The sequence below is a fragment of the Nocardia sp. NPDC004278 genome, assembly GCF_053602975.1.
In genome coordinates this window covers 30,745-54,683 of the sequence record NZ_JBSGEQ010000008.1, presented here as the reverse complement: position 1 = coordinate 54,683, position 23,939 = coordinate 30,745, and the positions used below count along the sequence as shown (strand labels likewise).

Here is a 23,939-nt window from a genome sequence, read left to right as displayed (position 1 = left end):
AGCCGGTGGCATTTCTCGACGAGTGTGGATCGCCGGGCAGCTGCTACGAATGTAGGCATGTACCTCCGGATTGCATTGTGTGTCAGAAATATTCGTCGGTAACCCGATACAGAGCCGGGTGGGCCGTCGCGATCGCTCGCGCCTCGTCGACGGAGGCCACGACGGTTCGATTTAGACCGGCTGCCTCGCATGCTTCGACGCTGTCCCAATGTGCGATGTTGACGAGTTGGAACCGCGCGTCCGGCAGTATCGCCCGGTGCAGGCGGACATCACGGAATCCGGGCGCCGTCCGCATGAGCGCGGCACGTTCACGCCACTGTTCGACGAATTCTTCGATCCGCTCGGCAGGGAGTTCGATGGCATTGACGAATGTGACGCCCTCGGTCGTCGGGTGCTCGTCTCCGTCCTGGGTAGGCGACAGCTCTGCCGCCGGGGCAGGTCGTGCTGGTCGTCCGCGACCACCGTCACGACTTGCACTCCAGACAGCGCTGCGGCGTTCGTGCTCGAGAACCTCTTCGGCGAACCGCGCGGTCTCGGCTCCGAAGAGCCGTTCGACAAGCCACAGGCCGAGGTCGATACCGGAGGTGACCCCCGCTGAGGTGACCAGGTCGCCGTCATCGACGACGCGATCGCCGACCACGATCGCACCTTGCCGCCGGAGATCGTTCTCGGCGACATGGTGCGTCGTGCACGGTCGTCCGGTGGTGATCCCGGCCGCCGACAGCAGCAGTGTTCCAGTGCAGGTGGCCGCGAGGATCAGTCCTGGACGCCGGGCCTCGGCCAATGCACGAGGCAACGCGCCACGGCGGATCTGCTCCTGGACGGAAGATCCTTCGCCATAGCCGCCGCCGGGTACCACGATCAGGTCGGCGGAATCCGGAGACCACTGCGAACGGATGGTGACCTCGAGACCTGCGGCGGTAGTGACGATGCCGGGACCGTCGACGGTGACGAAGCTGTGTTGTACATCATCCACGACGCCGAGCGCCGTAGCCGGGCCGATGAAGTCCTGGTCCTCCACCCCGTCGTAGAGCACCGTGTGCACGCAGAGAGTCATCGAATCCTCCAGTAGGAGTTGCGGTTACCTCCTGAGTATCTCGGTGATCGACCCGATCGAACAGTGGCGTTATCGACATGGTTGCGTAAGATCTGGCCATGCATTCTGTCGCCGTGCTGGCCGTTGACGGAGTCGTAGGTTTCGAGCTGGCCATTCCGTGCCAGGTCTTTTCCATCGCGCCCGGTTACCGGGTTCGGGTGTGTGCCCAGCGAAAGAGGAACGTGATCGCAACGGCCGCAGGGGAGGAGGCGTTCCGCGTCTCCTCGCGCTATGGCCTCGACGATGTACTCGATGCTCAGACGGTGATCGTCCCTGGCGCCGACCCCGATCTGGTTCCCGACCCGCGCATCCTGCGAGTGTTGCGGGCGGCGGCGGACCGCGGCGCACGAGTGGCGTCGATCTGCACAGGGGCGTTCGTGCTGGCTGCTGCGGGACTGCTGGACGGCCGGAAAGCGACAACGCACTGGATGCTCGCCGACTGCCTCGCCGACCGGTACCCGGCCGTGACCGTGGATCCGTCGGTCCTGTTCATCGATGACGAAACGATCCTGACATCGGCGGGTGTCGCCGCGGGTCTCGATCTGTGCTTGCATATGGTGCGCCGTGACCTGGGTGCGGCGGTGGCGGCCGACACGGCGCGCCAGATCGTGATGCCACCGCAAAGGGCAGGCGGGCAAGCGCAATTCATCGAGCGCCCCGCACCTGCCGCGCAAACCGATGACCTCGGACCGACACTGCAATGGATGCAGGACAACCTGGACACACCGATGGCCTTGGCCGACATCGCGGCCAAGGCATCGATGAGCACCCGCAGCCTGTCGCGGCGATTCCGCGCCCATACCGGTACGACACCGGCGCGATGGCTGCTCGACCGCCGCCTCCACTGGGCGAGGGAATTACTAGAGACGACCACTGTCCCCGTAGAGCGCATCGCCGAGATGACAGGTTTCGGATCGATCGAAACCCTGCGATACCACTTCACCCGACACGTCGGCACCACTCCCACGGCCTACCGGTCGGCATTCCAAACGAATCCGCCCACGTAACTGCCCAATTGGCCACAGAACACACGTTGATGTCGGCCCCATGGCCAGCGGCTATGTGTTCGGCGAGCACACTGGTAACTCGTCGGGTACGCCCAAACGTTCACCCCGCACTCGACGCAGGACCTCGAAAAGCCGTGCGGCTCTTACTTGTACGGCCTAAATATCCGGTTAGGCGGACAAGCGTTCGATGATTGTTGCGTTGGCGGTGCCGCCGCCTTCGCAGATGGTGAGCAGGCCGTAGCGGCCGTTGACGCGTTCCAGTTCGTTGAGGAGGGTGGCGAAAAGCTTTGCGCCGGTGGCGCCGAGGGGGTGGCCGAGGGCGATCGCGCCGCCGTTGATGTTCACCTTGTCCGGATCGGCGCCGGTCTCCCGCAGCCAGGCGAGTACGACCGGGGCGAAGGCCTCGTTGATCTCGATGACATCGATATCGTCGATGGTCAGGCCGGTCTTCTCCAACGCCCACTTGGTGGCGGGGATGGGGCCGGTGAGCATCATGATCGGGTCGGCGCCGCGGGCGCTGACGTGGTGGATGCGGGCGCGCGGGCGCAATCCGTATGCCTCGACGGCCCATTCGGAGGCGAGCAGGGTCGCGCTCGCGCCGTCGGAGATCTGGCTGGCGACCGCGGCGGTCAGCGTTCCGCCCTCGGCGAGCACCGGCAGCGACGCCATCTTCTCGAGTGTGGTCTCGCGCGGGCACTGGTCGATCCAGAATTCGCCGACCGGCACGATCTCCCGATCGAAGCGGCCGTTCTTGATGGCATCGCGGGCGCGCTCATGGCTGCGCAATGCCCAGCGCTCCATCTCTTCTCGGCTGATATTCCACTTATCGGCAATCATCTGCGCGCCGTTGAACTGCGAAACCTCGCCCGTGCCATAGCGATGGTCCCAGCCCTGCGCACCGACGAACGGCGAATCGAACCCATACTCCTTGCCCGCCAGCATGGCCGCCGAGATCGGAATGGCGCTCATATTCTGCACACCGCCCGCGACGACCACCTCGGCCGTGCCGCTCATAATGGCCTGCGCGGCGAAATTGATGGCCTGCTGGGAGGATCCGCACTGCCGGTCGACGGTGACTCCGGGAACCTCCTCCGGATATCCGGCGGTCAGCCACATGGTGCGGCCGATATTGCCCGCCTGCGGGCCGATGTTGTCGACACAGCCGACGATCACATCGTCGACCACCGCCGGATCGATCGGATTGCGGTCCAGCAGACCTCGCAGCGCAGCCGCGCCGAGATCGGCCGGATGCACCGTGGCCAGCGCGCCATTGCGCTTGCCGACCGGAGTGCGCACGGCATCGATCACATAGGCATCCCGCAGCGGGGCGTATGGGCGGCGAGCGGATGGTGCTGACATCTAGAACTCCTACTTGGTGTGCTGCCCGGCCGGAAGCGACGGGCCCGGAGGCGGTGCTCGGATAACCACCGCCCGCCGAAATGGACTTACGGCACGGTGAGGCCGTCGAGCACGATGGTCAGATACTGCTTGGCGAGATTCTCGACGGTGATCGCGCCGCCGGGCTCGTACCACCGGACCGCAACCCACACCGTGTCGCGCAGGAATCGGTAGGCCAGTTCGACGTCGAGTTCCGGCCGGAAGGTGCCGTCCTCGACGCCATTGATCAGTACCCGATGCCACAGCTCGCGGAATTCGCGGTTGTAGTCCGCGATATAGGTGAACCGCTCCGAATCGCGCAGGCGCTTGGCCTCGGCCTGATAGATCGCCACCGCCGCGTGCGAGCGGTCGAAGGATTCATAGGACGCGATCACCAAGGCTTCCAAGGTATCTCGCGAGCTCAGCCCGGAAGCGACGATCTCCCGGTACCGCCCGAACAGATCGTCGAGGAAGCCGCGCAGAATCTCGTCGACCATCGACTCCTTGGAATCGAAGTGGTGATAGAGGCTCCCCGATAGAATCCCGGCCGCATCGGCGATATCGCGCACGGTCGTCGCACGCAGTCCACGCTCGGCGAACAGTTGGGCCGCGAGCGCGAGCAGTTCATTGCGCCGTGCTGATTTCGAGGCGTCTGATGCGGTCACACGGGCCATAATACAACCAAGCATTTGCTTGGGGAACCCGGGAGGTATCAGCGCATGGAATAGCGCAGCGGTGAGGACACGGACAGATCCGCCAGCAGTCGATCGCAGATCACCACCGGTGAGATCCCCGCACGTGCCATCCGGGCGACCAAAGCGAGTCGGCGCTCGCAGCTGTCCCATTCGACGGTCAGCGGGCCGCGATCGGGTCCTGCGTCGACGGTGGCCATTACCCGCGGTGGACCGAACTGGACCGGTTCCTCGATGAGTTTGAGGACCATGCCGCGCTGCCAGGCGCGGTAGGTGTCCATATCCGCGCCGACGACCAGTTTGTCGGTGGCGGCGCAGAGACCCTGCGCGATCTCATCGGCGAATGCGACGCGATCGAAGCGGAATTTGCGGCATTTGCGAACAACGTCGAGCAGATCTGCTCGCACTTCACACAACAATTCCGTCTGCCGTTGCCGTCGCCGGTCCTGTTCCGAACCGGCACCCGATTCGGCGGTGAGTCCGATTCGGCTGGCACGCTCGTGATCTCGCGCAATATCGGCACGCAACGCGCCACGCGGATCACGGGCGACCGCGGTTTCGTCAATGGCGTACTGTTCGAGAATTTGGGCCGCCCTGGTCGCGGTCGCGCGTTCGGAGGTGTGGTCCATGAGTTCGGCGCCAAGGGTGAGCGCCGCTAGCACCAAGCTGTCCAGCCGTCGCCTGGCCAGCACGACTTCGCGTACCAACTCGAGTTCCAGTTGTTCGCGGGCATGTGGGCGATCCGGGCCCATAGCCATCGCCCCTTAGGGAGTGCGGGATCCGACCATATCCAGCATGGCACACCTGGATGCGCCACGTCCCGACCTTTTTTACCTGATCAGACGCCCACTAGAGGTCCAAGGTCGCAGTGGCCGAAAGGCGATCGCACTACTGCGCTGTGTCCAATTTGCCGCGCGTACGCGCGGCGGGTTCGCGGCCCCTCGCCTTCGCACGGCCGCGCGACGGCCGCGAACTCCTCGCGCGTCGAACTCGCTCCGTGGCAGCCGGGTTGATCAGGCGCGCTGGCTGCTGATCGAGACCACTTCGCCCGTGAGATAGGTGGTGTAATCACTCGCCAGCATGGCGATGGTGGCGGCGACTTCCCATGGTTCCGCGGCGCGGCCGAAGGCTTCGCCCTCGGAGAGGCGGTCGAGCAGTTCGGTCGAACTGACCTTGTCCAGGAAGGCGTGCCTGGCAATGCTCGGGGCGACCGCATTGATCCGGACACCGAATTCGGCGGCCTCGACGGCGCTGCAGCGGGTCAGGGCCATGACGCCCGCTTTGGCGGCGGCGTAGTGGGCCTGGCCGTATTGCGCGCGCCAGCCGAGCACGCTGGCGTTGTTCACGATGACACCGCCGTGGCCCGCGTCGCGGAAGTAGCCGAGGGCCGCGCGGGTGCAGCGGAAGGTGCCGTTGAGGGTGATATCGAGGACGCGATCCCACTGCTCGTCGGTCATATCAACGACCGGGGTCTCGCCGCCGAGTCCGGCATTGTTGACCATGATGTCGATGCGGCCCAATGCCGTTGCCGCACCGCGGATCAGCTCATCGACCTGTTCGGTGCTCTGCACATCACAGGCGATCGATGCGACCCGGCGATCCGGGAATTCGGCCTTCAGTTCGACCGCGGTTTCGGCCAGCCGCCGCTCGTGCCAGTCGGATACGACGACATCGGCGCCCTCGGCGAGCAGCCTGCGCGCGGTGGCCGAGCCGATGCCGGTGCCCGCGGCGGCGGTGATCACGGCCATGCGTCCGGTCAGCAGACCGTGGCCCGGAATGGGCTGGGGTGCAACGGAAAGCGGACCCCGCCCACCCGTCGCCCGACCGCCACCCCCCATGGAATCGCTATGCGGTGCTGCACTCATGGCCGAGCCTCCCGCGGCAACCCGAGCACACGCTCGGCGATGATATTGCGCTGCACTTCGTTCGAACCTCCGTAGATCGTATCGGCGCGGGTGAACAGATACAGCCGCTGCCATTCATTGAGATCGTCCGCATCGGCGACCAGTCCGGCGGGACCGAGCACGGCCATGGCGAGTTCGCCCAAGCCGCGATGCCAGTTGGCCCACAGCAGTTTGGAGACCGAGGCCTGTCCGCCATCATCGGCGGTCGTATCGGCCATGGTGCGCAGCGCATGCGCACGCAGCACGCGCAGGCCGACCCACGCCTTATCGATCCGGTCGGCGATGAGCGGGTCGTCGGCCGCGCCGGTGCGGCGGGCCAGCGCCTCGATATCGGCGAGTTCGCGGGCGAAGCGGATCTGCTGGCCGAGGGTGGAGATGCCGCGCTCGAAGGTCAACGTGCCCATGGCAATTCGCCAGCCGTCGCCCGGATCGCCGACGACCAGGTCCGCGGCGGTGCGCGCATTGTCGAAGAAGACCTCATTGAATTCCGAGGTGCCGGTCAACTGGATGATCGGGCGGACCTCGATGCCTGGCTGATGCATGGGAACCAGCAGGTAGGACAGGCCCTTGTGTCGGGTCGACCCCTTTTCGGTGCGCGCGACCACAAAGCACCAGTCGGCCACATGGGCCAGCGAAGTCCAGATCTTCTGGCCGTTGATCGACCATTCGTCGCCGTCGAGATGGGCGCTGGTGGTGATGGCCGCCAGGTCGGACCCCGCGCCGGGTTCGGAGTAGCCCTGGCACCACAGCTCGGTCACATTCCGGACCCCGGGCAGGAAGCGCTGCTTCTGCGCCTGGGTCCCGAAGGCGAGCACGGTCGGACCGAGCAGTTCCTCACCGACATGGGAAACCCGGGCCGGCGCATTCGCTTTGGCGTACTCCTCATGGAAGATCACCTGCTGGCGCACCGAGGCCTCGCGGCCGCCCCATTCCCTGGGCCAGCCGAGACAGGTCCATCCGGACGCGGCCAGGTGCCGGTCCCAGGCGAGGCGCTCCTCGAAGGCCTCGTGCTCGCGGCCGGGTCCGCCGAGTCCGCGCAGTGCGCGGAACTCGCCATTGAGGTTCTCGGCCAACCACTCGCGCACTTCTGCGGAAAACCGCGCGTCCTGTGCGGCAGTATTGTCCCCACCCCCCTGCCCTTCGGGCCCGCCCCCCTTGTCGGAATCTGATGTCTGGATCGCACCCACGCCGGTAGGATAACCTACCAAGCACTTGCTTTGTTAGAGGCTGACCACTTTGATCGAGCAAAGGCAGCAAAAGACCCCGCCGACGGTGAGGACAACCGTGACAACCCCTGCACAAACGACACCCATGGCACTGCACGATGCCGCGCGCACCTTCGGCGCCGCACCCGCCCTCGGCGACGGCGAGGTTCGGCTCGACTGGACGCAGTTGCTCGCGGCGGTGCAGGAGGTGGCGCGGGCGCTGATCGCCCGCGGCGTGCAGTCGGGCGACCGGGTCGCCATGTGGGCGCCGAACACCTATCACTGGGTGGTCGCCGCGCTGGGCGCGCACTACGCGGGCGCGGCCTTGGTGCCGCTCAATACCCGTTATGTCGCCGATGAGGCCGCCGATGTGCTCGCGCGCGTCGAGGCCAAGGCGCTGTTCATCGCCGGAACCTTCCTCGGCCGGGATCGACTGGCCGAATTACGCTCCGCCGCACCGGAATTGCGCATCGACACGGTGGTGGTGATCCCCGTGGAGCCGGAAACCGAGACCACCGACGCCGCGGCCGTCAACTGGTCGCAGCTCGCCGAAATCGCCGAATCGGTCTCCGTGGCCGATGCCGTGCAGCGCGCCGAGGGCGTCGACCCGGAGGATATTTCCGACATCCTGTTCACCTCCGGCACCACCGGGCGCAGCAAGGGCACCCTGGTCGCGCATCGGCAGGCGCTGTCGGTGGTGCGGGCGTGGGCCGAATGCACCACCTTGACCGGCTCCGATCGCTATCTGGTTGTCAGCCCGTTCTTCCACAACTTCGGTTACAAGGCGGGCATACTCGCCTGCCTGGTGACCGGCGCGACGATCATTCCGCAGGCGACCTTCGATGTGCCGGCGACCATGCGCCTGGTCGGCGACGAGAAGATCACGGTGCTGCCCGGACCGCCGACCATCTACCAGACCATCCTCGACTTCCCGGACCGGGACAGCTACGACCTGAGCACCTTGCGCGTCGCCGTGACCGGTGCCGCGACGGTGCCGGTGGTACTGGTCGAGCGCATGCGCTCGGAACTCGATTTCACTGTCGTCATCACCGGCTACGGACTTTCCGAGGCCGCCGGATTCGGCACCATGTGCCGCGCCGATGACGATGCCGCCACCATCGCGGGCACCTGTGGCCGCCCGATCGCCGATTTCGAATTGCGGCTGAGCCCAGAAGGTGAGGTATTGCTGCGCGGGCCGAATGTGATGCTCGGCTACCTCAACGATCCGGAAAGCACCGCCGAAACCATTGATGCCGAAGGCTGGCTGCACACCGGCGATATCGGCACGCTCGACGAGCGCGGGTACCTGAAGATCACCGACCGGCTCAAGGATATGTACATCTCCGGCGGTTTCAATGTGTATCCGGCGGAGATCGAGCAGGCGCTGGCCCGGCTCGACGGCGTGGCCGAATCCGCGGTCATCGGGGTGCCGGATACCCGAATGGGTGAGGTGGGCAAGGCATTTGTAGTGCGCAAACCCGGCGCCGCGCTCACCGAGGAGCAAGTGCGCGCGCACGCGAGCACCGTGCTGGCCAATTTCAAGGTGCCCCGATTCATCGAATTCCGGGACCAACTGCCCTATAGCGCGGCCGGGAAAGTGCTCAAGCGTCAACTACGTGAGGAGAAGTCGTAATGTCCGACGAGAACGGTGTTCCCGATGAGGGAGACGTCGTCACCTACGAGCGGCGCGGCCCGATCGCGATCGTCACGCTGAACCGGCCGGACTACCGCAACGCGCAGAATTCGGTGATGACCTATGCCCTCGATGCCGCATTCGAGCGTGCTGTCGAAGACGCCGAGGTCAAGGTGATCGTCCTGGCGGGCAACGGAAAGCATTTCAGCGCGGGCCATGACATCGGCACGCCAGGACGCGATCACCATGTGCGCTATCCGAACAAGGCCGCGCTGTGGTGGGACCATGTGGACCGGGTCGGCGGCGATCAGCGCTTCGCCCGCGAGACCGAGGTGTACCTGGGGATGTGCCGCCGCTGGCGGGAAATCCCCAAGCCGACCATCGCGATGGTGCAGGGCGCGTGTATCGCGGGCGGGCTCATGCTGGCCTGGGTCTGCGACCTCATTATCGCCTCCGATGATGCGTTCTTCTCCGATCCCGTTGTCCGCATGGGCATTCCGGGTGTGGAGTATTTCGCGCACCCGTGGGTGATGGGGCCACGCGCGGCCAAGGAATTCCTGTTCACCGGGGACCGCTTCGATGCGGCCCAGGCCAAGGAATGGGGCATGGTCAATCGCGTCGTGCCGCGCGCCGAACTCGAAACCGAAACCCTGGCGCTGGCCGAAAAGATCGCCACCATGCCGCAATTCGGGCTGGCGCTGACCAAGAAGGCGGTCAACCAGGCCGAGGATCTGATGGGTATGCGCGCGGGCATGGATTCGGCATTCGGCCTGCACCATTTCGCGCACGCACACAATGCCGAGGTCGGCGCGGATTCGCTCGGCGGCATGACCGCCAAGTCGATGAAGAGCACGGCGACCGCTTCGGCATCCGCGTCGGCCTCGGTGACCACCGAGTCGACGTCCGAGCAGAATGGGACAACGTAGTGGATCTGGATCTCGATGAGGCGACCCGCGAATTCCAACAGGAAGTTCGCGAATTCCTCGCCGCCAACAAACCCGCGAAACCGCTGCCCTCCATGGATACCAAGGCCGGCTTCGAGGCACATCGCGAATGGGAACGCACCCTCGCCGACGGGCGCCTGTCGGTCGTCTCCTGGCAGCGGGAGTACGGCGGACGCGATGCCTCGCTGCTGGAGTGGGTGCTCTTCGAGCAGGAGTATTACGCCGCCGGTGCGCCGGGGCGGGTCAGCCAGAACGGCATCTTCCTATTGGCGCCGACGCTTTTCGAGCACGGCACCCCGGAACAGTTGGACCGGATCATGCCGCGGATGGCGCGCGGCGACGATATCTGGGCGCAGGCCTGGTCCGAGCCGGAGGCGGGCAGCGATCTGGCCGGTATCCGCTCGACCGCGCGCCGCACCACCGGCGGCTGGCTATTGAGCGGGCAGAAGACCTGGAGTTCGCGGGCGTCGTTCGCGGACTGGGCCTTCGGGCTGTTCCGCAGTGATCCCGAGGCCGAACGGCATCGCGGACTCACCTATGTGATGTTCCCGCTCTCGGCGGATGGTGTTTCGGTGCGGCCGATCCCGCAGTTGGACGGTGAGCCCGGATTCGCGGAGATCTTCCTCGACGACGTCTTCGTCCCGGATCGCGATGTGATCGGCGAGCCTGGTGAGGGGTGGCGGGTCGCGATGAGCACCTCGAGCAATGAGCGCGGCCTGTCGCTGCGCAGTCCGGGCCGCTTCAGCGCGACCGCGCAGCGGCTGATCGACCTGTGGCTCGACACCGGCGATCACACCAACACCGCACAGCGCGATGCGGTGGTCGATGCCTGGATCGGCAGTGAGGCCTACCGGCTGCACACCTTCGGCACGGTCACCCGGCTCAATGAGGGCGGCAAACTGGGCGCGGAATCGTCGATTACCAAGGTGTTCTGGTCCGAACTCGATATCGCCATGCACGAAACCGCACTGGAGGTACTGGGCGGCGCGGCCGAACGGTCCGGGCCGTGGACCGATGGCTATCTGTTCTCGCTGTCCGGTCCGATCTATGCCGGTACCAACGAGATTCAGCGCAATATCATCGCCGAGCGACTGCTCGGACTACCGAGAGGGAGCAGCCGATGAGATTCGCGCTCAGCCCGGAACAACTCGACTTCGGCACCAGCCTGCGCAAGCTGCTCGATGCTGGACGCACGCCCGCGGCCGTACGGTCCTGGGCCAGTGGGGATCCTGAGCCCGGCCGCGGGCTCATCCGGCAGCTGGCCGGTGCGGGAGCGCTCGGCCTTGCCATCGAGGAACGGCACGGCGGCATGGGCGCGGAGCCGATCGATCTGGTCGTCGCGTTCCAGGAGATCGGCCGGTCCGCCGCGCCCGGCCCCCTGGTGGCGACGGCGGCCGCGATACCCGCACTGCTGCAGGCCCTTCCGGATACCGCGCTGGCCGCGCGCTGGCTGCCCGGCTTCGCCGACGGTGCGGCGCTGGGCACGCTGGCGTTCGCGTCACCCGCGCATGGCACGGTCGCATTGGACGCGGATATCGCCGAGGTGGTGCTGATCGCGGACGGTGATCAACTCCGCACCGCGCACCGGACGGAGCTGGTGCGGTCGGTCGATCCGGCGCGACGACTGTTCACCGTCGAGGCCGATGCGGTGGTTGCCGAGGGCGATCATGTCCGCGACGCCATTGCCGCCGCCTTCGATGCCGGGGCGCTGGCCAATGCGGCGCAGCTGCTCGGCGCGGGTCGGGCGCTGTTGGCCGCGGTGACCGAATATGCCAAGCAGCGCAAGCAGTTCGGCAAGCCGATCGGTGAGTTCCAGGCCGTGAAGCAGAAGTTGGCCGATGTGCTGATCGGGCTGGATCTGGCCGAGCCGCTGCTCTACCGGGCGGCGCTGACCATGGGTGACACCACCCGCGGCCGCGATGTTTCGGCAGCGGTGATCGCCTGCGGTGACGCGGCCTATCGCGCCGCGCGTGCGGCGCTGCAGGTACACGGCGCCATCGGCTACACCGCCGAGTACGACCTGTCGCTGTGGCTGACCAGGGTGACCGCGCTTCGATCGGCGTGGGGCACACCGGATCTGCATCGCGCCCGGATCGCCGCGGCGCTGCGGGATCGCGACCTGCGGGGGTCCGCGTGATCAGCGTCGAGATCCATCAACCCGCCGCCGGATTCGGCCGCACACCGCGCCGCAGCCGTGTCCCGTATCCGACCCGCCATCGCCCGAACGACTCGCGCGCTCGCGACGTATCGTGCGATCGCCCATACGAGGTTTCGCATGACCAGCACTGAACATCAGGAATTCATCGCATCGGTGCGGGCGCTGCTGACCAAGCACGCGGGCTCCGCGGCGGTGCGCGCGGGTATGGATACCGAGCTCGGCTACGACGAGAAGCTGTGGCGGCTACTGTGCGAGCAGGTCGGCGTCGCCGCGCTGGCGATTCCGGAGGAGTACGGCGGATTCGGCGCGAGTCTGGTCGAATCCCTGCTGGTGGTCACCGAATTGGGCCGCACACTCGCCGGGGTGCCAATGCTCGGTTCGGCCGTGCTCGGTGCGCAGGCGGTGCTGTTGTCCGGTGACGTCGACGCATGTGAGCGGCTGCTGCCGGAGGTCGCCGAGGGCGCGAGAACGATCGCCCTCTGCTGGGCGGGCCCGGACGGCTGGGATGCGCCCGGCGTGCATGCCGATGGCGAAATTCTGTCCGGCACAGCACATTACGTACTCGATGGGCTGCACGCCGACACTCTCGTGGTGGTGACGCCGACGGGACTTTTCGAGGTCGATGCCGCGGCCGATGGCGTGTCCCGGCATTCGGTGCCGACCATGGATCCGACCCGTAAGCTCGCCGAAATCACCTTCACCGGCGTCGCAGGGCGACGGCTCGGGACCGGCGATCCCGCCGCCGTCACCGCGCGACTGCACGAAATCGCCTGGGCCGCCGTCGCGGCCGAGCAGGTGGGCGCGGCCGAGCGCTGCCTGGAGCTGACGGTGGAGTACACCAAGTCACGGGTGCAGTTCGGTCGCGCGATCGGCAGCTTCCAGGCGCTCAAGCACCGCATGGCGGATATGTACGTGCTGGTGGAATCGGCCAAGTCCAGCTCCTATGCGGCGACCACCGCCGTCGCGGAGCGGTCGTCATCGGCGGCCGAGGATGTCTGGGCGGCTCGCCTGCACTGTTCGGAGGCGTTCAGCACGATCGTCGCCGAGATGGTGCAGTTGCACGGCGGCATTGCCATTACCTGGGAGCACGACGCGCACCTGTTCTTCAAGCGCGCACACGGTGACGCCCAGCTGTTCGGCACGCCGCACCGGCCGCTCGTCCAGCCCGCGTAGTCACCACACCGGCAGCGCCCCGGCAGAGCTCTCCCACTCTCCGGGGCGCTGCCGTTTCCGCAGGTAGAGCGGATCGAAACGCACTTGATCGAGATAGATAATTAGGTTATGCAATAATAACGGCGTGCAGCAGACACCGGTGACATCCGCAGAGGACAGCGTCGTCAATCTACTTGTCACCGCCGGTCGGCTGACCCGGCTGGCCGGGGTGATCAGCGGCGAGGACCTACCACGGGCCGTTATGCGGGCACTGGCGGTGCTCGATGAACACGGCGCCGTGCGGGTCAGCGAATTCGCCCGCATCGATCGATGTTCGCAACCGGCGGCAACGGCGCTGATCGGGCGACTCGTCGCGGACGGATTCGCCACCCGACGCAAGGACCCGCAGGATTCGCGGGCCGTCGTCGTCGAACTCACCCCGGCCGGACGTGACCGCCTGCAGCGCGCGCGACGCGCCTTCGGCACCGCACTCGCGACCCGACTGCCCGAATTCGATACCGCCCGCCTCGCCCGCATGGAGACAGATCTGACAGAACTGCTGGACGCCCTCAAAAAGGCTGCGCCACAGCACTATTCGACCTGAGGTGAGCGACGTGTGCCGCCGTGGCCGGTGCCGCGAGGCAAGACAACAACTCGGTGTTCAGGTTCGATGACCTGATGTTGGTGACGCCGTACCTGGTTCGAGCGCGGGGTTATCAGCACCCCGCGCTCTACCTCCGAAAGCTCTCCCCGTACGGGCTGTTCGCATCGTTCGAAGACCAATTCGAACAGATCTGGGGAACCGTAACCCCGTACCTGCAAGAGGTGAATCCCGATGGGCTCACGGCGTGACTACTACCGAGATCCGAACGCACCCAGGCCGAACAGCTTGGTCCCCGGAGGTTCGGCACTGGTCGTCGACGACCGGGGGGCCATCCTCATGCAGCGCCGAAGCGACTCCGGGAACTGGTCGTTCCCCGGAGGAATCATGGAGATCGGAGAAACGCTCGAACAGTGCGTGATCCGTGAGACCAAAGAGGAATCCGGACTGGATATCGAGATCACCGGGATACTCGGTATCTATACCGACCCTCAGCACGTGATCGCCTACGCGGACGGCGAGATCCGCCAAGAGTTCAACATCACGTTCTACGGCAGGGTGATCGGTGGCCGGATCGAGGTCAGTTCCGAGTCGACGGAAGTGAAATTCCTTCGGCTCGAAGAACTCGAGACACTGCCGGTACACCAGACGGTTCGGCTCCGGTTGCAGCACCACGCCGAACAACGCTCGACGCCGTATCTGGGATGAGCGACGCATAGGCCGCGCTGGCATTGTTCGCCGCCGACCTGGCCTGCTACCCGATGACAAGCCGGTGCTGATCGCCGGGACCGTCCCGGCGGGCCTGTTATCGCCATCAACAACACGCTGATCACCGAGGCCATCATGATCTCGGCGCCGGTGGAACGCGGCGACCGCATCCGCCGCGTACAGTTTCGTCCGCTTCGCTGGCGGCGCCGCGGCCCCCACCTGGCGGGCAAGCTCGGCAAACACAGCATCGGCCTGCCGTTCCGGGCGGGTCCGGCGGGCGCCGTGGCCTGGTGCTCGTGCTGCTCACCGGGCGTTGCGCGCTGGCCCATACCGATGGCCACGACCCAGCGCCGCACGGCGTCGATGAGGCGCAGGCGATCAGTCGGCGACCGACCTGCCAGGTAACCCGCGCGGAGTACGGTCGGAAGGTATGACTGATGAGACGCGGGGCCGGGTGAAGGTCGAGACCGGCCAGAAACGGGTGCGGGTGTACCTGCGTGGACAGCTGGTCGCCGACACCATACGACCGGTGCTGGTATGGGAAGGACCGCACTATCCGACCTACTACCTGCCGGTCGCGGATCTGCACGCGAAGCTCGAGCCCAATGGCAGGACCAAACATTCCCCCAGTCGCGGGGATGCGACCGAATACGATGTGCTGCTCAACGGTGTGACCGCGCCGGGCGCCGCACTGCGCCACCATGATTCGCCGATTCCCGAACTCGACGAACTGGTACGGCTGGACTGGAATTCGATGGACGAGTGGTTCGAGGAAGACGAGCCGGTCTACGTCCACCCGCGCGATCCGTATTCGCGGGTCGATATCCTCGCCAGCTCGCGCCACGTCCGCGTCGAGATCGACGGTGTCACCGTCGCCGACTCCCACTCCCCGCGCATCCTCTTCGAAACCGGACTTCCCGCGCGGTACTACCTCCCGCTGACCGACGTCCGCATGGACCTGCTGAGCCCCTCCACAACCCACACCCGCTGCCCGTACAAAGGCACCGCCGAGTACTGGACCGTCCGCATCGCGGACAAGGACCACCCGGACATTGTCTGGACCTACCGCACCCCACTCCCGGAAAGCCAGAAGATCGCGGGCCTGGCCTGCTTCTACAACGAAAAGGTCGATATCTTCGTGGACGGCGAACTCCAGCCCCGCCCGCACACCCCATTCAGCTGATTCACCTCGAGCTGGCTCTCGAAGCCACGGAAATCCGTGCTGCTGGCCGAACCTGTCGGCACGCTGCGCAGATCGCTCGATGCCGCATCACGTCCGACCGATTCGGTCAGAGCGCCGCAGGTTCGTCAGGAAGCTCGACTGCGCCGCCAGCGCACAGGGCTGGCCCCGAGGCCGGGTGAGCTTCAGACCGCGATCAGCGGTGGCTGATCATCGGCGCGGCGGTATTGGCCCGGCGGCAAGCCGTATTCGCGTTTGAAGGCCTTGGCGAAGGCGAATTCCGAGGTGTAGCCGACCTTTCGGGCCACGGCGCCGAGGGGGCTGTCGGTATCGCGCAGCAGGCGGGCGGCGGTGAGCATGCGCCAGCGGGTGACGTAGGCCAGCGGCGGTTCACCGATGGTGGCGGCGAAGCGACGGGCCAGGGTGGCGCGCGATACGCCAGCGATATCGCTGAGGTCGGGGACGGTCCAGCTGCGGCCGGGTTCTTCGTGCACGGCGCGCAGGGCGGCGGCGACCGCCGGATCGGCGAACGCACCAGCCCAACCCGTTGCCGGTTCGCCGGTGGCCTGTTCGTCGAACCAGGCGCGCAGGATGAACAGGAGCAGGGTCTCCAGAATGGCGGGAACGGCGGCATCGCTGCCCTGTTTCGGTTCGGCGACCTCGGCGGCGAGCAGCTCGACGGCGGCGCGCAGGGACGGGTGCCGACCGGGACGCGCCGGGAGATGGATGAATTCGGGGAGTTCGTCGAGCAGCGGGTGGCTGCGCTGCCCGCCGAGTTCGTATGCGCCGCACAGCAACGCGGTGCGGACGCCGGGTCCGATTATCTCGCGCGACTCACCCGGCTGCGCCTTCTCGGTGACCGGACTGTCGAGGCGGTCGACCAGATCGTGGTCGGCACCACGCGGCATGAACAGGACATCGCCCACCTCGAGAGCGATCGGTTCCCCGCCATAGGGCACCGCCAGGCACGAACCCTGCAGCACCACATGGAAACCCGCGCCGGGGACCACCGGATAGGCGCGGCCCCACGGCGCGTGCCGGACGAACAGACCGGAGGTCGGGTTGCCCGTGCGGATGGCCGCGATGGTCTCGCTGAGGATGTCCACCTGCTCTCCCTCAGCTGGCTCCGCCGGAGGACTCACCGCGCATGAGCGCTCCTAGGGTTTCCCGGTCCGTCACGTCCATCTTGATGCAGGCGCGGTAGAGGTGGCCCTCCACGGTGCGGACCGAAACGGTCAGGCGGTCGGCGATCTGCCGGTTGGACAGTCCTGCCGCAACGAGATTCGCGATTTCACGTTCGCGGGAGGTGAGCGGTAAGGGCTGGGCGGCTTGGCGCAGGGCGGGGGTGCTCGCACCGCCGCAGGCCGCGGCCAGGCGGTTCGCAGTGGCGGCGGATTCCAGCAGGCGGCGGCGGTCTCCGGCTCGTTCATGGGCCGATGCCGCTTGGGCGGCGGCGTCGGCGGCCGAGAGCAAGGCACCGATGCGCTCGAATTGGGCCGCGGCCGCATCCAGGCCGGGTCCGTCGTGGGCGGCCAAGGCCACCGCATGGCTGGCCTGGATCTGCACCAAACCACCGTCGACCCGAACCGCCAGATCGGCGAGTCGGCCTGCCGCGGAATGGTCGCCGAAGCGGGCGGCCGCATGCAGTGCCATGGCCTCGATGGCGTGCTGATGTGAGCGTGCCGCCGCATCGGCGGCGCCCATGGCCAGTCGGATGGCCGGGGTGACGGTGCCCTCCGCGGCAGCGACGCAGGCCCGTGCGATCTCCAACTGCGGGTCGTAGACCGCGCTGTGCCTGCCGCCGCGCGCAATCGCCTCGGCAATGGATTCGGCGGCCTCCGGCGCCCGGCCGAGTGCCGAATATGCTTCGGCCAAACGGATTCTCGCCGGAATATGCCAGGCGGCGGCGCCCTCCGCGGTGAGCGCGGCCACTGCCTGTTCGAGATGTTCGATCCCGTCCAGGAAGCGGCCCTGTGCCACATCGACGGTCCCCTGCAGGATTTTCGACATGCCCCAAGCCAGGTACTGACCTGCCGACGAATAGCCGAAATGCCCTGCGGCACAACGGCGTGCGGCCTCGAGATCACCGGTGAAGGTCAGCGCGAGCACCTCGGCGTGGGTGGAGATGTACCGGTTGAGTCCGTCGATATGCGACTCCACCTGATGCCCGCGGGCCGCGTACTGCCGCGCCGCCTCGCCCTTGCCCATCAGCGCCAGCGCCAGCCCGCCGCCGAAGGAGGCCCACCAAACCGCCCACGGCGGTGCGCCCTTGGTCTCCATCACCGCCTCGGCCGCGGAAAATGCGTCCTCGAGCCGATTTTCATTGACCGCACACGCCGAGGCCAGGCCATCGAAGGTCGCGACGATCTTCGGATGCCGCACCTTGGTCCGCAACATCGCGAGCACCTCATCGGCCCGCTCGGCATCGCCCATGGCCCAGAACAGATTCGACACCCGGGTGCTGCCCCAGCGGGCCAGCTGCACCTCGTTCATATGATCCGGATCGAAGCTGGCCAGGGTGCGTTCGGCCTCGATGCGATGGCCCTGCCACAGCAGCGCGCGCGCCAGCAGATCCGCGGCCTCCACCCCACCGCGACGTTCCACCGCGGCCCTTGCGAAACGCTCACCGAGCGGCAGATTGGCCAACCCGATCGCATCGGCGGCGGCCGCCTCGAAGAGTTCGAGATCGGCGGATTTATCACTGTCCAAGGCCAATTCGGCCAACCGGATGCGGTCCGGGGCGGAATTGATCGGCCGTTCCTTGAGCGAGGAGTACAGCCGACCACGCAGTCGCCGCGCCGAGGCGATGCCGAGCCGACGCCGGATCACCTCACCGAACAGCGGATGGTTGTAGCGCACGATCAGCTGGTTGGCATTCTCGACAACCCGGATGAGACCACGGGTTTCGGCGGCCTCCACGGCCTCCTCACCCGCCACTTCGGCGAGCACGTCGAGGTCGATGGGCTCGCAGAAGGTGAGCAGTTCGAGCACCCGCAACACCGAATCGGGCAGCTGTTCGACCCGATCCTCGAGTAGCGCAGCCAATTCCGAGGTCACCGCGGCCCGGCCGCGCAGCTGCCAGACCCCGTTCACCTGCCGCAGCGAACCCGCCTCCAGCGCGCCCTCCACCAAGTGCCGGAGGAACAGGGCATTTCCGCCGGAGGACTCCCACATCAGATTGGCGGTGAAACCCTCGAGCTGTCCGCCGAGCATCTGCTCGACCAGATCGACGCTCTGCTGCTGGCTGAACGGGTTGAGATCGACGCGCAGCAGGTGGCCGTCTTTCCACAGCGAAGTGACCGCATCGGGCACCTGCACCCCGCTGCGCACGGTCGCGACGATATGTGCCGCCTTATCGATGGCCAACTGCAGCAATAGTGTCGCCGAGAGCTGGTCGAGCAGGTGTGCGTCATCGACGCCGATGATCGCGTGCCCGTCGGCGAGCAGTGCCTCGCGCGCGGCGGACATGAACGTCACCGGATCGTGCGCGGTATAAACGCCGACCATATGGGCGAATACGCCGAGCGGGATGCTGCGGGCCGATTCCGTGCCCGCAACCCACCGGATATTGCCGCCCACGGCCGCCGTCGCGTGTCTGGCCAGTGTCGTCTTTCCGACACCGGCGTCTCCGGTCAGTACCGCACCGACATATTCGGTACCGGTGAGTGCTGCGCGGATCGCTTCGAACTCGGTCTCGCGCTCGATCATCGGCCAGTTCCGAGCCATAGCTCTTACTTTAGTTCGTCCCGGATCATGATCGATGACAACGAACGATGAACGGGCGCACCGATTCCGCTCTTGTAGCCCTAGCCGAGTACGTCGTGGCGGACAATCGTCTGGTCACGCCCCGGTCCGACGCCGATGCAGGAAATACGGGCGCCGGACAACTCCTCCAGGCGCAGCACATAGGCCTGCGCGTTGGCGGGCAGTTCCTCGAAGGTCTGCACGTGCGAGATGTCCTCCCACCAACCGGGCATCTCCTCGTAAATCGGCTTGGCGTGGTGGAATTCGGTCTGTGTGGTCGGCATCTGCTCGACCCGCTTGCCGTCGATCTCGTAGGCGACACAGATCGGCACCCGCTCCAGACTCGACAGCACGTCCAGCTTGGTGAGGAAGTAATCGGTGATGCCGTTGACCCGGGTCGCGTAGCGCGCGATGACCGCGTCGAACCAGCCGCACCGGCGGGCCCGGCCGGTGGTCACACCGACCTCGCCGCCCTGTTTGGCCAGGAATTCACCGAAGTTGTCGAACAGTTCGGTCGGGAACGGACCCGAACCGACGCGGGTGGTGTAGCACTTCAGGATGCCGAGCACCGTATTGATCTTGTTGGGTCCGATGCCGGCGCCGACCGCCGCACCGCCCGAGGTCGGGTTGGACGAGGTGACATACGGATACGTGCCGTGGTCCACATCGAGCAGGGTGCCCTGCGAACCCTCCAACAGCACGGTTTCGCCGCGCTCCAGCGCCAGATTCAACTCCAGCCGGGTGTCGGCGATGCGGTGCTTGAAGCTGTCCGCCTGCTCGAGCACCTCGTCCACCACCTGCTGCGGGTCGAGCGCGCGGCGGTTGTAGATCTTCACCAGCACCTGGTTCTTGAACTCCAGGGCGGCTTCGACCTTCTGCGTCAGGATCTTCTCGTCGAGCACATCGGCGACCCGCACGCCGACCCGGGCGACCTTGTCCTGGTAGCACGGACCGATACCGCGGCCGGTGGTGCCGATCTTCTTATTGCCGAGGAAGCGTTCGGTGACCTTATCGATGGCCACGTGGTACGGCATGATCAGGTGCGCGTCGGCCGAGAGCAGCAGACCCGAGGTGTCGACGCCGCGCTCCTCCAGTCCGGCCAGCTCTGCGAGCAGGACGCCGGGATCGACCACGACACCGTTGCCGATGACATTCGTCACGCCGGGGGTGAGGATGCCGGACGGGATCAGATGCAGTGCGAACTTATCGCCATTGGGCAGCACGACGGTGTGACCGGCGTTATTGCCGCCTTGGTAGCGAACCACCCATTGCAACCTGCCACCGAGCAGATCGGTTGCTTTGCCCTTACCCTCGTCGCCCCATTGGGCGCCGATCAGGACGATTGCCGGCATGGTCGTGTCTCCTACGGTTCGACGCGCAACACCCCGGGCGATGGCAGTCGGCGCGGCCGACCGGGTGGATGAACACCTGTGCTGCAGCTACCTGCCGTACTGAGGCGGTGGCCGGAAGCACAGTCTACCCAAAGCGTTCGAGGCGGCATCGAACCGGATCGCACCGTAGGCTCGGCAACCGTGTGGCCGTAGTCGGGCAGGGCTATGGTTGCGTGGCACTGGCGGACGAGCAGGTATCCGACCGGGGAAGTGGCGAGGGTGGCCGACGGGTTTGTCGGCCGAACCGAGGAGGGTGTACCGCAGTTTGAGTACCCACGTTCTCTGTTGCGACGGCGCACCAGTACCCATCGCCCTCGCGTCACTGCCGATCTCACAGACGACCGCCATCCCGGACACCAGCGTGATCGATGAGCTACTACCCGTCCTCGCCGCCGACAGCCTGCCCCGGCTGATCGTGCTCGGCGACGACGCCGCCCTGGCCTCGGTGCTGACCCATCTGATGCGCACCGAACGACTCCATGTGGAGATCGGCTATGTGCCCGTCGACAAGACCTACGGCTCCCGCGCCTACCAGACCGGAACCGGCAATGCCGCCGCCAAGCGGGCGGTGGAGGGCCGGGCATCCGAAGTCCCGCTGATCCGTGACGACACCGGAACGGTGCTGGTCGGACGGGCCGTGGTCACCGGCCCCGGCGGCGGGAAACTCGAGGGTGAGGCCTACGTGGACGACGCCCAATTGTTCTCCGGCAAGGTCAACGCGATGCTCGTGTCCCCGACACTCGAACTGCCGGGTGTGCGGGCGGCCGTGCCAAGGTTCCTGCGCCGACGTCACTGGCTGGCGGGACGGGCCGCGCAGCTGGGCACACCGGGGGCGGTGGTGACCCGCGACGGCATTGCCAATGAGCGGATTCTGCCGCGCTCGTCGTTCTATCGGCATCACGAAAACTGGCTACTGGTTCGATGACGATTCCATTCCCGAAAGACCGCCGCTCTGGACTCGGCGCCGTGCGCCCGAGCCCGGTATTCCTACTGGTGATCGCGATCTCCGTGGCGGGCGGGGTGCTGGCCTGGAATGCCGACGCGCAGTCCACGCGGGCGAAGTTCGGGGTATTTCTGCTCGTCGTCTTCGGCTGGATCGTCACACTGTGTCTGCACGAGTTCGCGCACGCGTTCACGGCCTGGCGGGCGGGCGACCGCGAGGTGGAATTGCGGGGGTATCTCACGCTGAATCCACTGAAATACAGCCATCCGCTGCTGTCGATCGTGTTCCCGATGGTGTTCATCGCGCTCGGCGGTATCGGATTGCCGGGCGGTGCGGTGTATGTGCACACACATAACGTCAGCCCACGCATGCAGCGCATCATCAGTGGTGCCGGGCCCGCGGTGAACGCGGTGTGTGCGGTGCTGCTGTTGGTGGTTGTGCGGTACTTCGGCAGCGACACGTCGCATCGCGCGTTCTGGTACGGCCTGAGCTTCCTGGCGTTTCTGCAAATCACCGCAACGCTTTTGAACATTCTGCCGGTGCCCGGGTTGGACGGGTACGGCCTGATCGAGCCGTCGCTGAGTTATCAGACCCGGCGTGCGCTCGATCAGTTCAAGCCCTTCGGCATGCTGATCCTGTTTGCGCTGCTGTTCACGCCATCGATCAACAAGGTGTTCTTCGACGCGGTCTACTCGCTGTACGAATTGTCCGGGGTCGACGCGGATTGGTCGCGGTTCGGCAGCTGGCTGACCCGGTTCTGGACGTAGCCGGTTTCGGAACCGGTCGGTCCGATCTGTTCCCAGTGCTGGGGATCCCGCTGTTCACCCGCGCCAACTATCGTCCCGGACACCCGTTCAAGAAGTTTGAGCGGTTAGGTTGCGAGAAAGAACGCCCCGGTCGATCGCGACGAGCGGCGCGTTCAACTCGCGCCTGACAAACACCATGGCGACGGCACTCTCCGACTCGCCCAGACCCCCCGTAGACAGCGCTGTCCTACCTCCGACCGCCCGAAACAATCCAGGCGGTCGTCATCTCCAGCTTGTGCTCGACCCTTTGGAGCTATGCCATGACTGGCACGCCATCCCTCATCACCTTGTCGGTGGTCATCCCCGTTCTCGACGAAGCCGCGCTCATACTGCAGTGCCTGGAACGACTCGTGGACCAGGAAGCGATCAGTGAAATCATCGTCGTCGACAACGGCAGCACCGACGGCACCGACGCGATCGTGCGTGAATACGCGGCCGCACATCCGAAGGTCGAACTCGTCTACGAGGAAACGCGGGGTCTCATCCCCGCACGCAATACCGGACTGGCAAAGGCGCGCGGTGATTTCATCGCCCGCATCGACGCCGACACCTTCGTCGAGCCGTACTGGGGTGCGGCCATCCGCGATTATGCGTCCGCACATCCGGATGTCGCCGCGACGACCGGCATCTTCACCTACCACGACTCGCCGGTCCCCTTCTTCCTGGACATCGGCGTCTGGGCGAAGCTGAAGCTCGGCATGTTCGGCGGCCCGGTCGGCAATATGCACGGTGCGAATATGGCCATCCGCCGCACCGCATGGGATGAAGTCAAGGACGACACCACCACTCGGACCGATATCCACGAGGATCTGGATCTGGCACTGTGCCTGTCGATAAAGGGGCTGCACATTCAACAGCTCCCGGATCAGCGGGTGCGGATCTCGGCCCGGCGGCGCCGGACCAATCCCCGTGAATTCTGGACCTATCAGTTGCGTGGACTGGACGCCCTCACGAATCGGGGATATCACCTCCTGCCGGTGACCCGGGTCTACGCCAGCTTGGCCTGGCTGGGGCACACCCTGCAATGGCCGATCTATCGGCTATGGGATTTCGATCGTCGCCGCTTCACTTTGCGCGGCAGTCCGGAACGCCTGTCCCCGGTGGACTGAATCGCGGGTTCCGGTCGCCCGGTCCTCTGGGACCGGGCGACCTCTTCGCTCGACCACGGTGCGCCCCTACCCGCCCGGCCACCACACCATATGGCCGGTAGGGCGTCTCGCCATCGTGCGAAGCCGCTGAACCGCAATACCCCTCGTCACCGCGGTTACCTCTCGAGGCTATGACCGCGACGACGTGCGAACACGAGTAGCGCACTACGCGATGATCGCCGGTTCGCGCGCCGGGGATCGCGCAGGCGTTCCCGCACGACGGAAAATGGCTGAAATCCGCTGAGTAGTC

22 protein-coding genes are annotated in these 23,939 nt (G+C 66.2%); 13 read left to right on the top strand and 9 right to left on the bottom strand.

Annotation, left to right across the window (positions count from 1 at the left end; all coding sequences use genetic code 11):
- Positions 1–82: 82 nt before the first annotated feature.
- A complete protein-coding gene (locus ACWEO2_RS14550; RefSeq protein WP_452405743.1) occupies positions 83–1,057 on the bottom strand; it encodes a DJ-1/PfpI family protein in 975 nt (324 codons plus the stop codon).
- Between the two features lie 98 nt (positions 1,058–1,155).
- Here ACWEO2_RS14550 and ACWEO2_RS14545 point away from each other — a divergent pair, with 98 nt between their 5' ends.
- Positions 1,156–2,103, top strand: a complete 948-nt coding sequence (locus ACWEO2_RS14545; RefSeq protein ID WP_452405742.1) for a GlxA family transcriptional regulator — start codon at positions 1,156–1,158, stop codon at positions 2,101–2,103.
- Between the two features lie 168 nt (positions 2,104–2,271).
- On the opposite strand, the gene ACWEO2_RS14540 is transcribed toward ACWEO2_RS14545, so the two are convergent.
- From ACWEO2_RS14540 to ACWEO2_RS14520, 5 genes are all read right to left on the bottom strand, one after another.
- Positions 2,272–3,462, bottom strand: coding sequence for an acetyl-CoA C-acetyltransferase (locus tag ACWEO2_RS14540; protein WP_452405741.1), 1,191 nt, complete (start codon positions 3,460–3,462; stop codon positions 2,272–2,274).
- An 86-nt stretch (positions 3,463–3,548) separates the two neighbouring features.
- The gene (locus ACWEO2_RS14535) at positions 3,549–4,154 is read right to left on the bottom strand and encodes a TetR/AcrR family transcriptional regulator (RefSeq protein WP_354954432.1); all 606 of its coding nucleotides are present in this window, start codon (positions 4,152–4,154) and stop codon (positions 3,549–3,551) included.
- 38 nt (positions 4,155–4,192) lie between these two features.
- Entirely contained in the window at positions 4,193–4,924 is a 732-nt protein-coding gene (locus ACWEO2_RS14530; RefSeq protein ID WP_452405740.1) for a hypothetical protein, read from the bottom strand.
- Positions 4,925–5,185: 261 nt separating this feature from the next.
- Positions 5,186–6,010 carry an SDR family oxidoreductase gene (locus ACWEO2_RS14525; protein ID WP_452405916.1) on the bottom strand — a complete coding sequence of 275 codons (825 nt, stop codon included), beginning with the start codon at positions 6,008–6,010 and terminating at the stop codon, positions 5,186–5,188.
- Positions 6,011–6,033: 23 nt separating this feature from the next.
- Positions 6,034–7,161, bottom strand: a complete 1,128-nt coding sequence (locus tag ACWEO2_RS14520) for an acyl-CoA dehydrogenase family protein (protein ID WP_452405915.1) — start codon at positions 7,159–7,161, stop codon at positions 6,034–6,036.
- 199 nt (positions 7,162–7,360) lie between these two features.
- Between ACWEO2_RS14520 and ACWEO2_RS14515 the strand changes: the two genes are divergently transcribed.
- The 9 genes from ACWEO2_RS14515 (at position 7,361) to ACWEO2_RS14475 (ending at position 15,660) form a co-directional block, all read left to right on the top strand.
- On the top strand, positions 7,361–8,914 hold the full coding sequence (locus ACWEO2_RS14515) for a FadD3 family acyl-CoA ligase (RefSeq protein WP_452405739.1): 1,554 nt from the start codon (positions 7,361–7,363) through the stop codon (positions 8,912–8,914).
- The gene (locus ACWEO2_RS14510) at positions 8,914–9,840 is read left to right on the top strand and encodes an enoyl-CoA hydratase (protein WP_452405738.1); all 927 of its coding nucleotides are present in this window, start codon (positions 8,914–8,916) and stop codon (positions 9,838–9,840) included. The genes ACWEO2_RS14515 and ACWEO2_RS14510 overlap by 1 nt, the downstream gene beginning before the upstream one ends.
- Positions 9,840–10,982: an acyl-CoA dehydrogenase family protein gene (locus ACWEO2_RS14505; RefSeq protein WP_452405737.1), complete on the top strand. Its 1,143-nt coding sequence runs from the start codon at positions 9,840–9,842 to the stop codon at positions 10,980–10,982. Before ACWEO2_RS14510 ends, ACWEO2_RS14505 begins: the two co-directional genes overlap by 1 nt.
- Complete coding sequence (locus tag ACWEO2_RS14500; RefSeq protein ID WP_452405736.1) at positions 10,979–11,995, top strand: acyl-CoA dehydrogenase family protein; 1,017 nt, start codon at positions 10,979–10,981, stop codon at positions 11,993–11,995. Before ACWEO2_RS14505 ends, ACWEO2_RS14500 begins: the two co-directional genes overlap by 4 nt.
- A 138-nt stretch (positions 11,996–12,133) precedes the next feature.
- The gene (locus ACWEO2_RS14495) at positions 12,134–13,189 is read left to right on the top strand and encodes an acyl-CoA dehydrogenase family protein (protein ID WP_452405735.1); all 1,056 of its coding nucleotides are present in this window, start codon (positions 12,134–12,136) and stop codon (positions 13,187–13,189) included.
- Positions 13,190–13,313: 124 nt separating this feature from the next.
- The gene (locus ACWEO2_RS14490) at positions 13,314–13,772 is read left to right on the top strand and encodes a MarR family winged helix-turn-helix transcriptional regulator (RefSeq protein WP_452405734.1); all 459 of its coding nucleotides are present in this window, start codon (positions 13,314–13,316) and stop codon (positions 13,770–13,772) included.
- Positions 13,773–13,825: 53 nt separating this feature from the next.
- The gene (locus tag ACWEO2_RS14485; RefSeq protein ID WP_452405733.1) at positions 13,826–14,020 is read left to right on the top strand and encodes a hypothetical protein; all 195 of its coding nucleotides are present in this window, start codon (positions 13,826–13,828) and stop codon (positions 14,018–14,020) included.
- Positions 14,004–14,477 carry an NUDIX hydrolase gene (locus ACWEO2_RS14480; protein WP_452405732.1) on the top strand — a complete coding sequence of 158 codons (474 nt, stop codon included), beginning with the start codon at positions 14,004–14,006 and terminating at the stop codon, positions 14,475–14,477. Before ACWEO2_RS14485 ends, ACWEO2_RS14480 begins: the two co-directional genes overlap by 17 nt.
- Positions 14,478–14,907: 430 nt before the next feature.
- Entirely contained in the window at positions 14,908–15,660 is a 753-nt protein-coding gene (locus tag ACWEO2_RS14475) for a DUF427 domain-containing protein (RefSeq protein WP_452405731.1), read from the top strand.
- 182 nt (positions 15,661–15,842) lie between these two features.
- On the opposite strand, the gene ACWEO2_RS14470 is transcribed toward ACWEO2_RS14475, so the two are convergent.
- From ACWEO2_RS14470 to ACWEO2_RS14460, 3 genes are all read right to left on the bottom strand, one after another.
- Entirely contained in the window at positions 15,843–16,763 is a 921-nt protein-coding gene (locus ACWEO2_RS14470; protein WP_452405730.1) for an AraC family transcriptional regulator, read from the bottom strand.
- A gap of 10 nt (positions 16,764–16,773) precedes the next feature.
- The gene (locus tag ACWEO2_RS14465) at positions 16,774–19,383 is read right to left on the bottom strand and encodes a LuxR C-terminal-related transcriptional regulator (RefSeq protein WP_452405729.1); all 2,610 of its coding nucleotides are present in this window, start codon (positions 19,381–19,383) and stop codon (positions 16,774–16,776) included.
- Positions 19,384–19,463: 80 nt separating this feature from the next.
- Entirely contained in the window at positions 19,464–20,753 is a 1,290-nt protein-coding gene (locus ACWEO2_RS14460) for an adenylosuccinate synthase (RefSeq protein ID WP_452405728.1), read from the bottom strand.
- 304 nt (positions 20,754–21,057) lie between these two features.
- Here ACWEO2_RS14460 and ACWEO2_RS14455 point away from each other — a divergent pair, with 304 nt between their 5' ends.
- The 3 genes from ACWEO2_RS14455 to ACWEO2_RS14445 all read left to right on the top strand — a co-directional run bounded on the left by ACWEO2_RS14455 (position 21,058) and on the right by ACWEO2_RS14445 (position 23,650).
- A complete protein-coding gene (locus ACWEO2_RS14455) occupies positions 21,058–21,717 on the top strand; it encodes a hypothetical protein (protein ID WP_452405727.1) in 660 nt (219 codons plus the stop codon).
- The gene (locus ACWEO2_RS14450) at positions 21,714–22,502 is read left to right on the top strand and encodes a site-2 protease family protein (RefSeq protein WP_452405726.1); all 789 of its coding nucleotides are present in this window, start codon (positions 21,714–21,716) and stop codon (positions 22,500–22,502) included. The genes ACWEO2_RS14455 and ACWEO2_RS14450 overlap by 4 nt, the downstream gene beginning before the upstream one ends.
- 299 nt (positions 22,503–22,801) lie before the next feature.
- Entirely contained in the window at positions 22,802–23,650 is an 849-nt protein-coding gene (locus ACWEO2_RS14445; protein WP_452405725.1) for a glycosyltransferase family 2 protein, read from the top strand.
- Positions 23,651–23,939: the final 289 nt, after the last annotated feature.

Coding starts and splice junctions, on each gene's coding strand:
- ACWEO2_RS14550 (WP_452405743.1), bottom strand. CDS start 1,057: ATGACTCTCTGCGTGCACACGGTGCTCTACGACGGGGTGGAGGACCAG.
- ACWEO2_RS14545 (WP_452405742.1), top strand. CDS start 1,156: ATGCATTCTGTCGCCGTGCTGGCCGTTGACGGAGTCGTAGGTTTCGAG.
- ACWEO2_RS14540 (WP_452405741.1), bottom strand. CDS start 3,462: ATGTCAGCACCATCCGCTCGCCGCCCATACGCCCCGCTGCGGGATGCC.
- ACWEO2_RS14535 (WP_354954432.1), bottom strand. CDS start 4,154: ATGGCCCGTGTGACCGCATCAGACGCCTCGAAATCAGCACGGCGCAAT.
- ACWEO2_RS14530 (WP_452405740.1), bottom strand. CDS start 4,924: ATGGGCCCGGATCGCCCACATGCCCGCGAACAACTGGAACTCGAGTTG.
- ACWEO2_RS14525 (WP_452405916.1), bottom strand. CDS start 6,010: ATGGGGGGTGGCGGTCGGGCGACGGGTGGGCGGGGTCCGCTTTCCGTT.
- ACWEO2_RS14510 (WP_452405738.1), top strand. CDS start 8,914: ATGTCCGACGAGAACGGTGTTCCCGATGAGGGAGACGTCGTCACCTAC.
- ACWEO2_RS14500 (WP_452405736.1), top strand. CDS start 10,979: ATGAGATTCGCGCTCAGCCCGGAACAACTCGACTTCGGCACCAGCCTG.
- ACWEO2_RS14495 (WP_452405735.1), top strand. CDS start 12,134: ATGACCAGCACTGAACATCAGGAATTCATCGCATCGGTGCGGGCGCTG.
- ACWEO2_RS14480 (WP_452405732.1), top strand. CDS start 14,004: ATGGGCTCACGGCGTGACTACTACCGAGATCCGAACGCACCCAGGCCG.
- ACWEO2_RS14475 (WP_452405731.1), top strand. CDS start 14,908: ATGACTGATGAGACGCGGGGCCGGGTGAAGGTCGAGACCGGCCAGAAA.
- ACWEO2_RS14465 (WP_452405729.1), bottom strand. CDS start 19,383: ATGGCTCGGAACTGGCCGATGATCGAGCGCGAGACCGAGTTCGAAGCG.
- ACWEO2_RS14460 (WP_452405728.1), bottom strand. CDS start 20,753: ATGCCGGCAATCGTCCTGATCGGCGCCCAATGGGGCGACGAGGGTAAG.
- ACWEO2_RS14450 (WP_452405726.1), top strand. CDS start 21,714: ATGACGATTCCATTCCCGAAAGACCGCCGCTCTGGACTCGGCGCCGTG.
- ACWEO2_RS14445 (WP_452405725.1), top strand. CDS start 22,802: ATGACTGGCACGCCATCCCTCATCACCTTGTCGGTGGTCATCCCCGTT.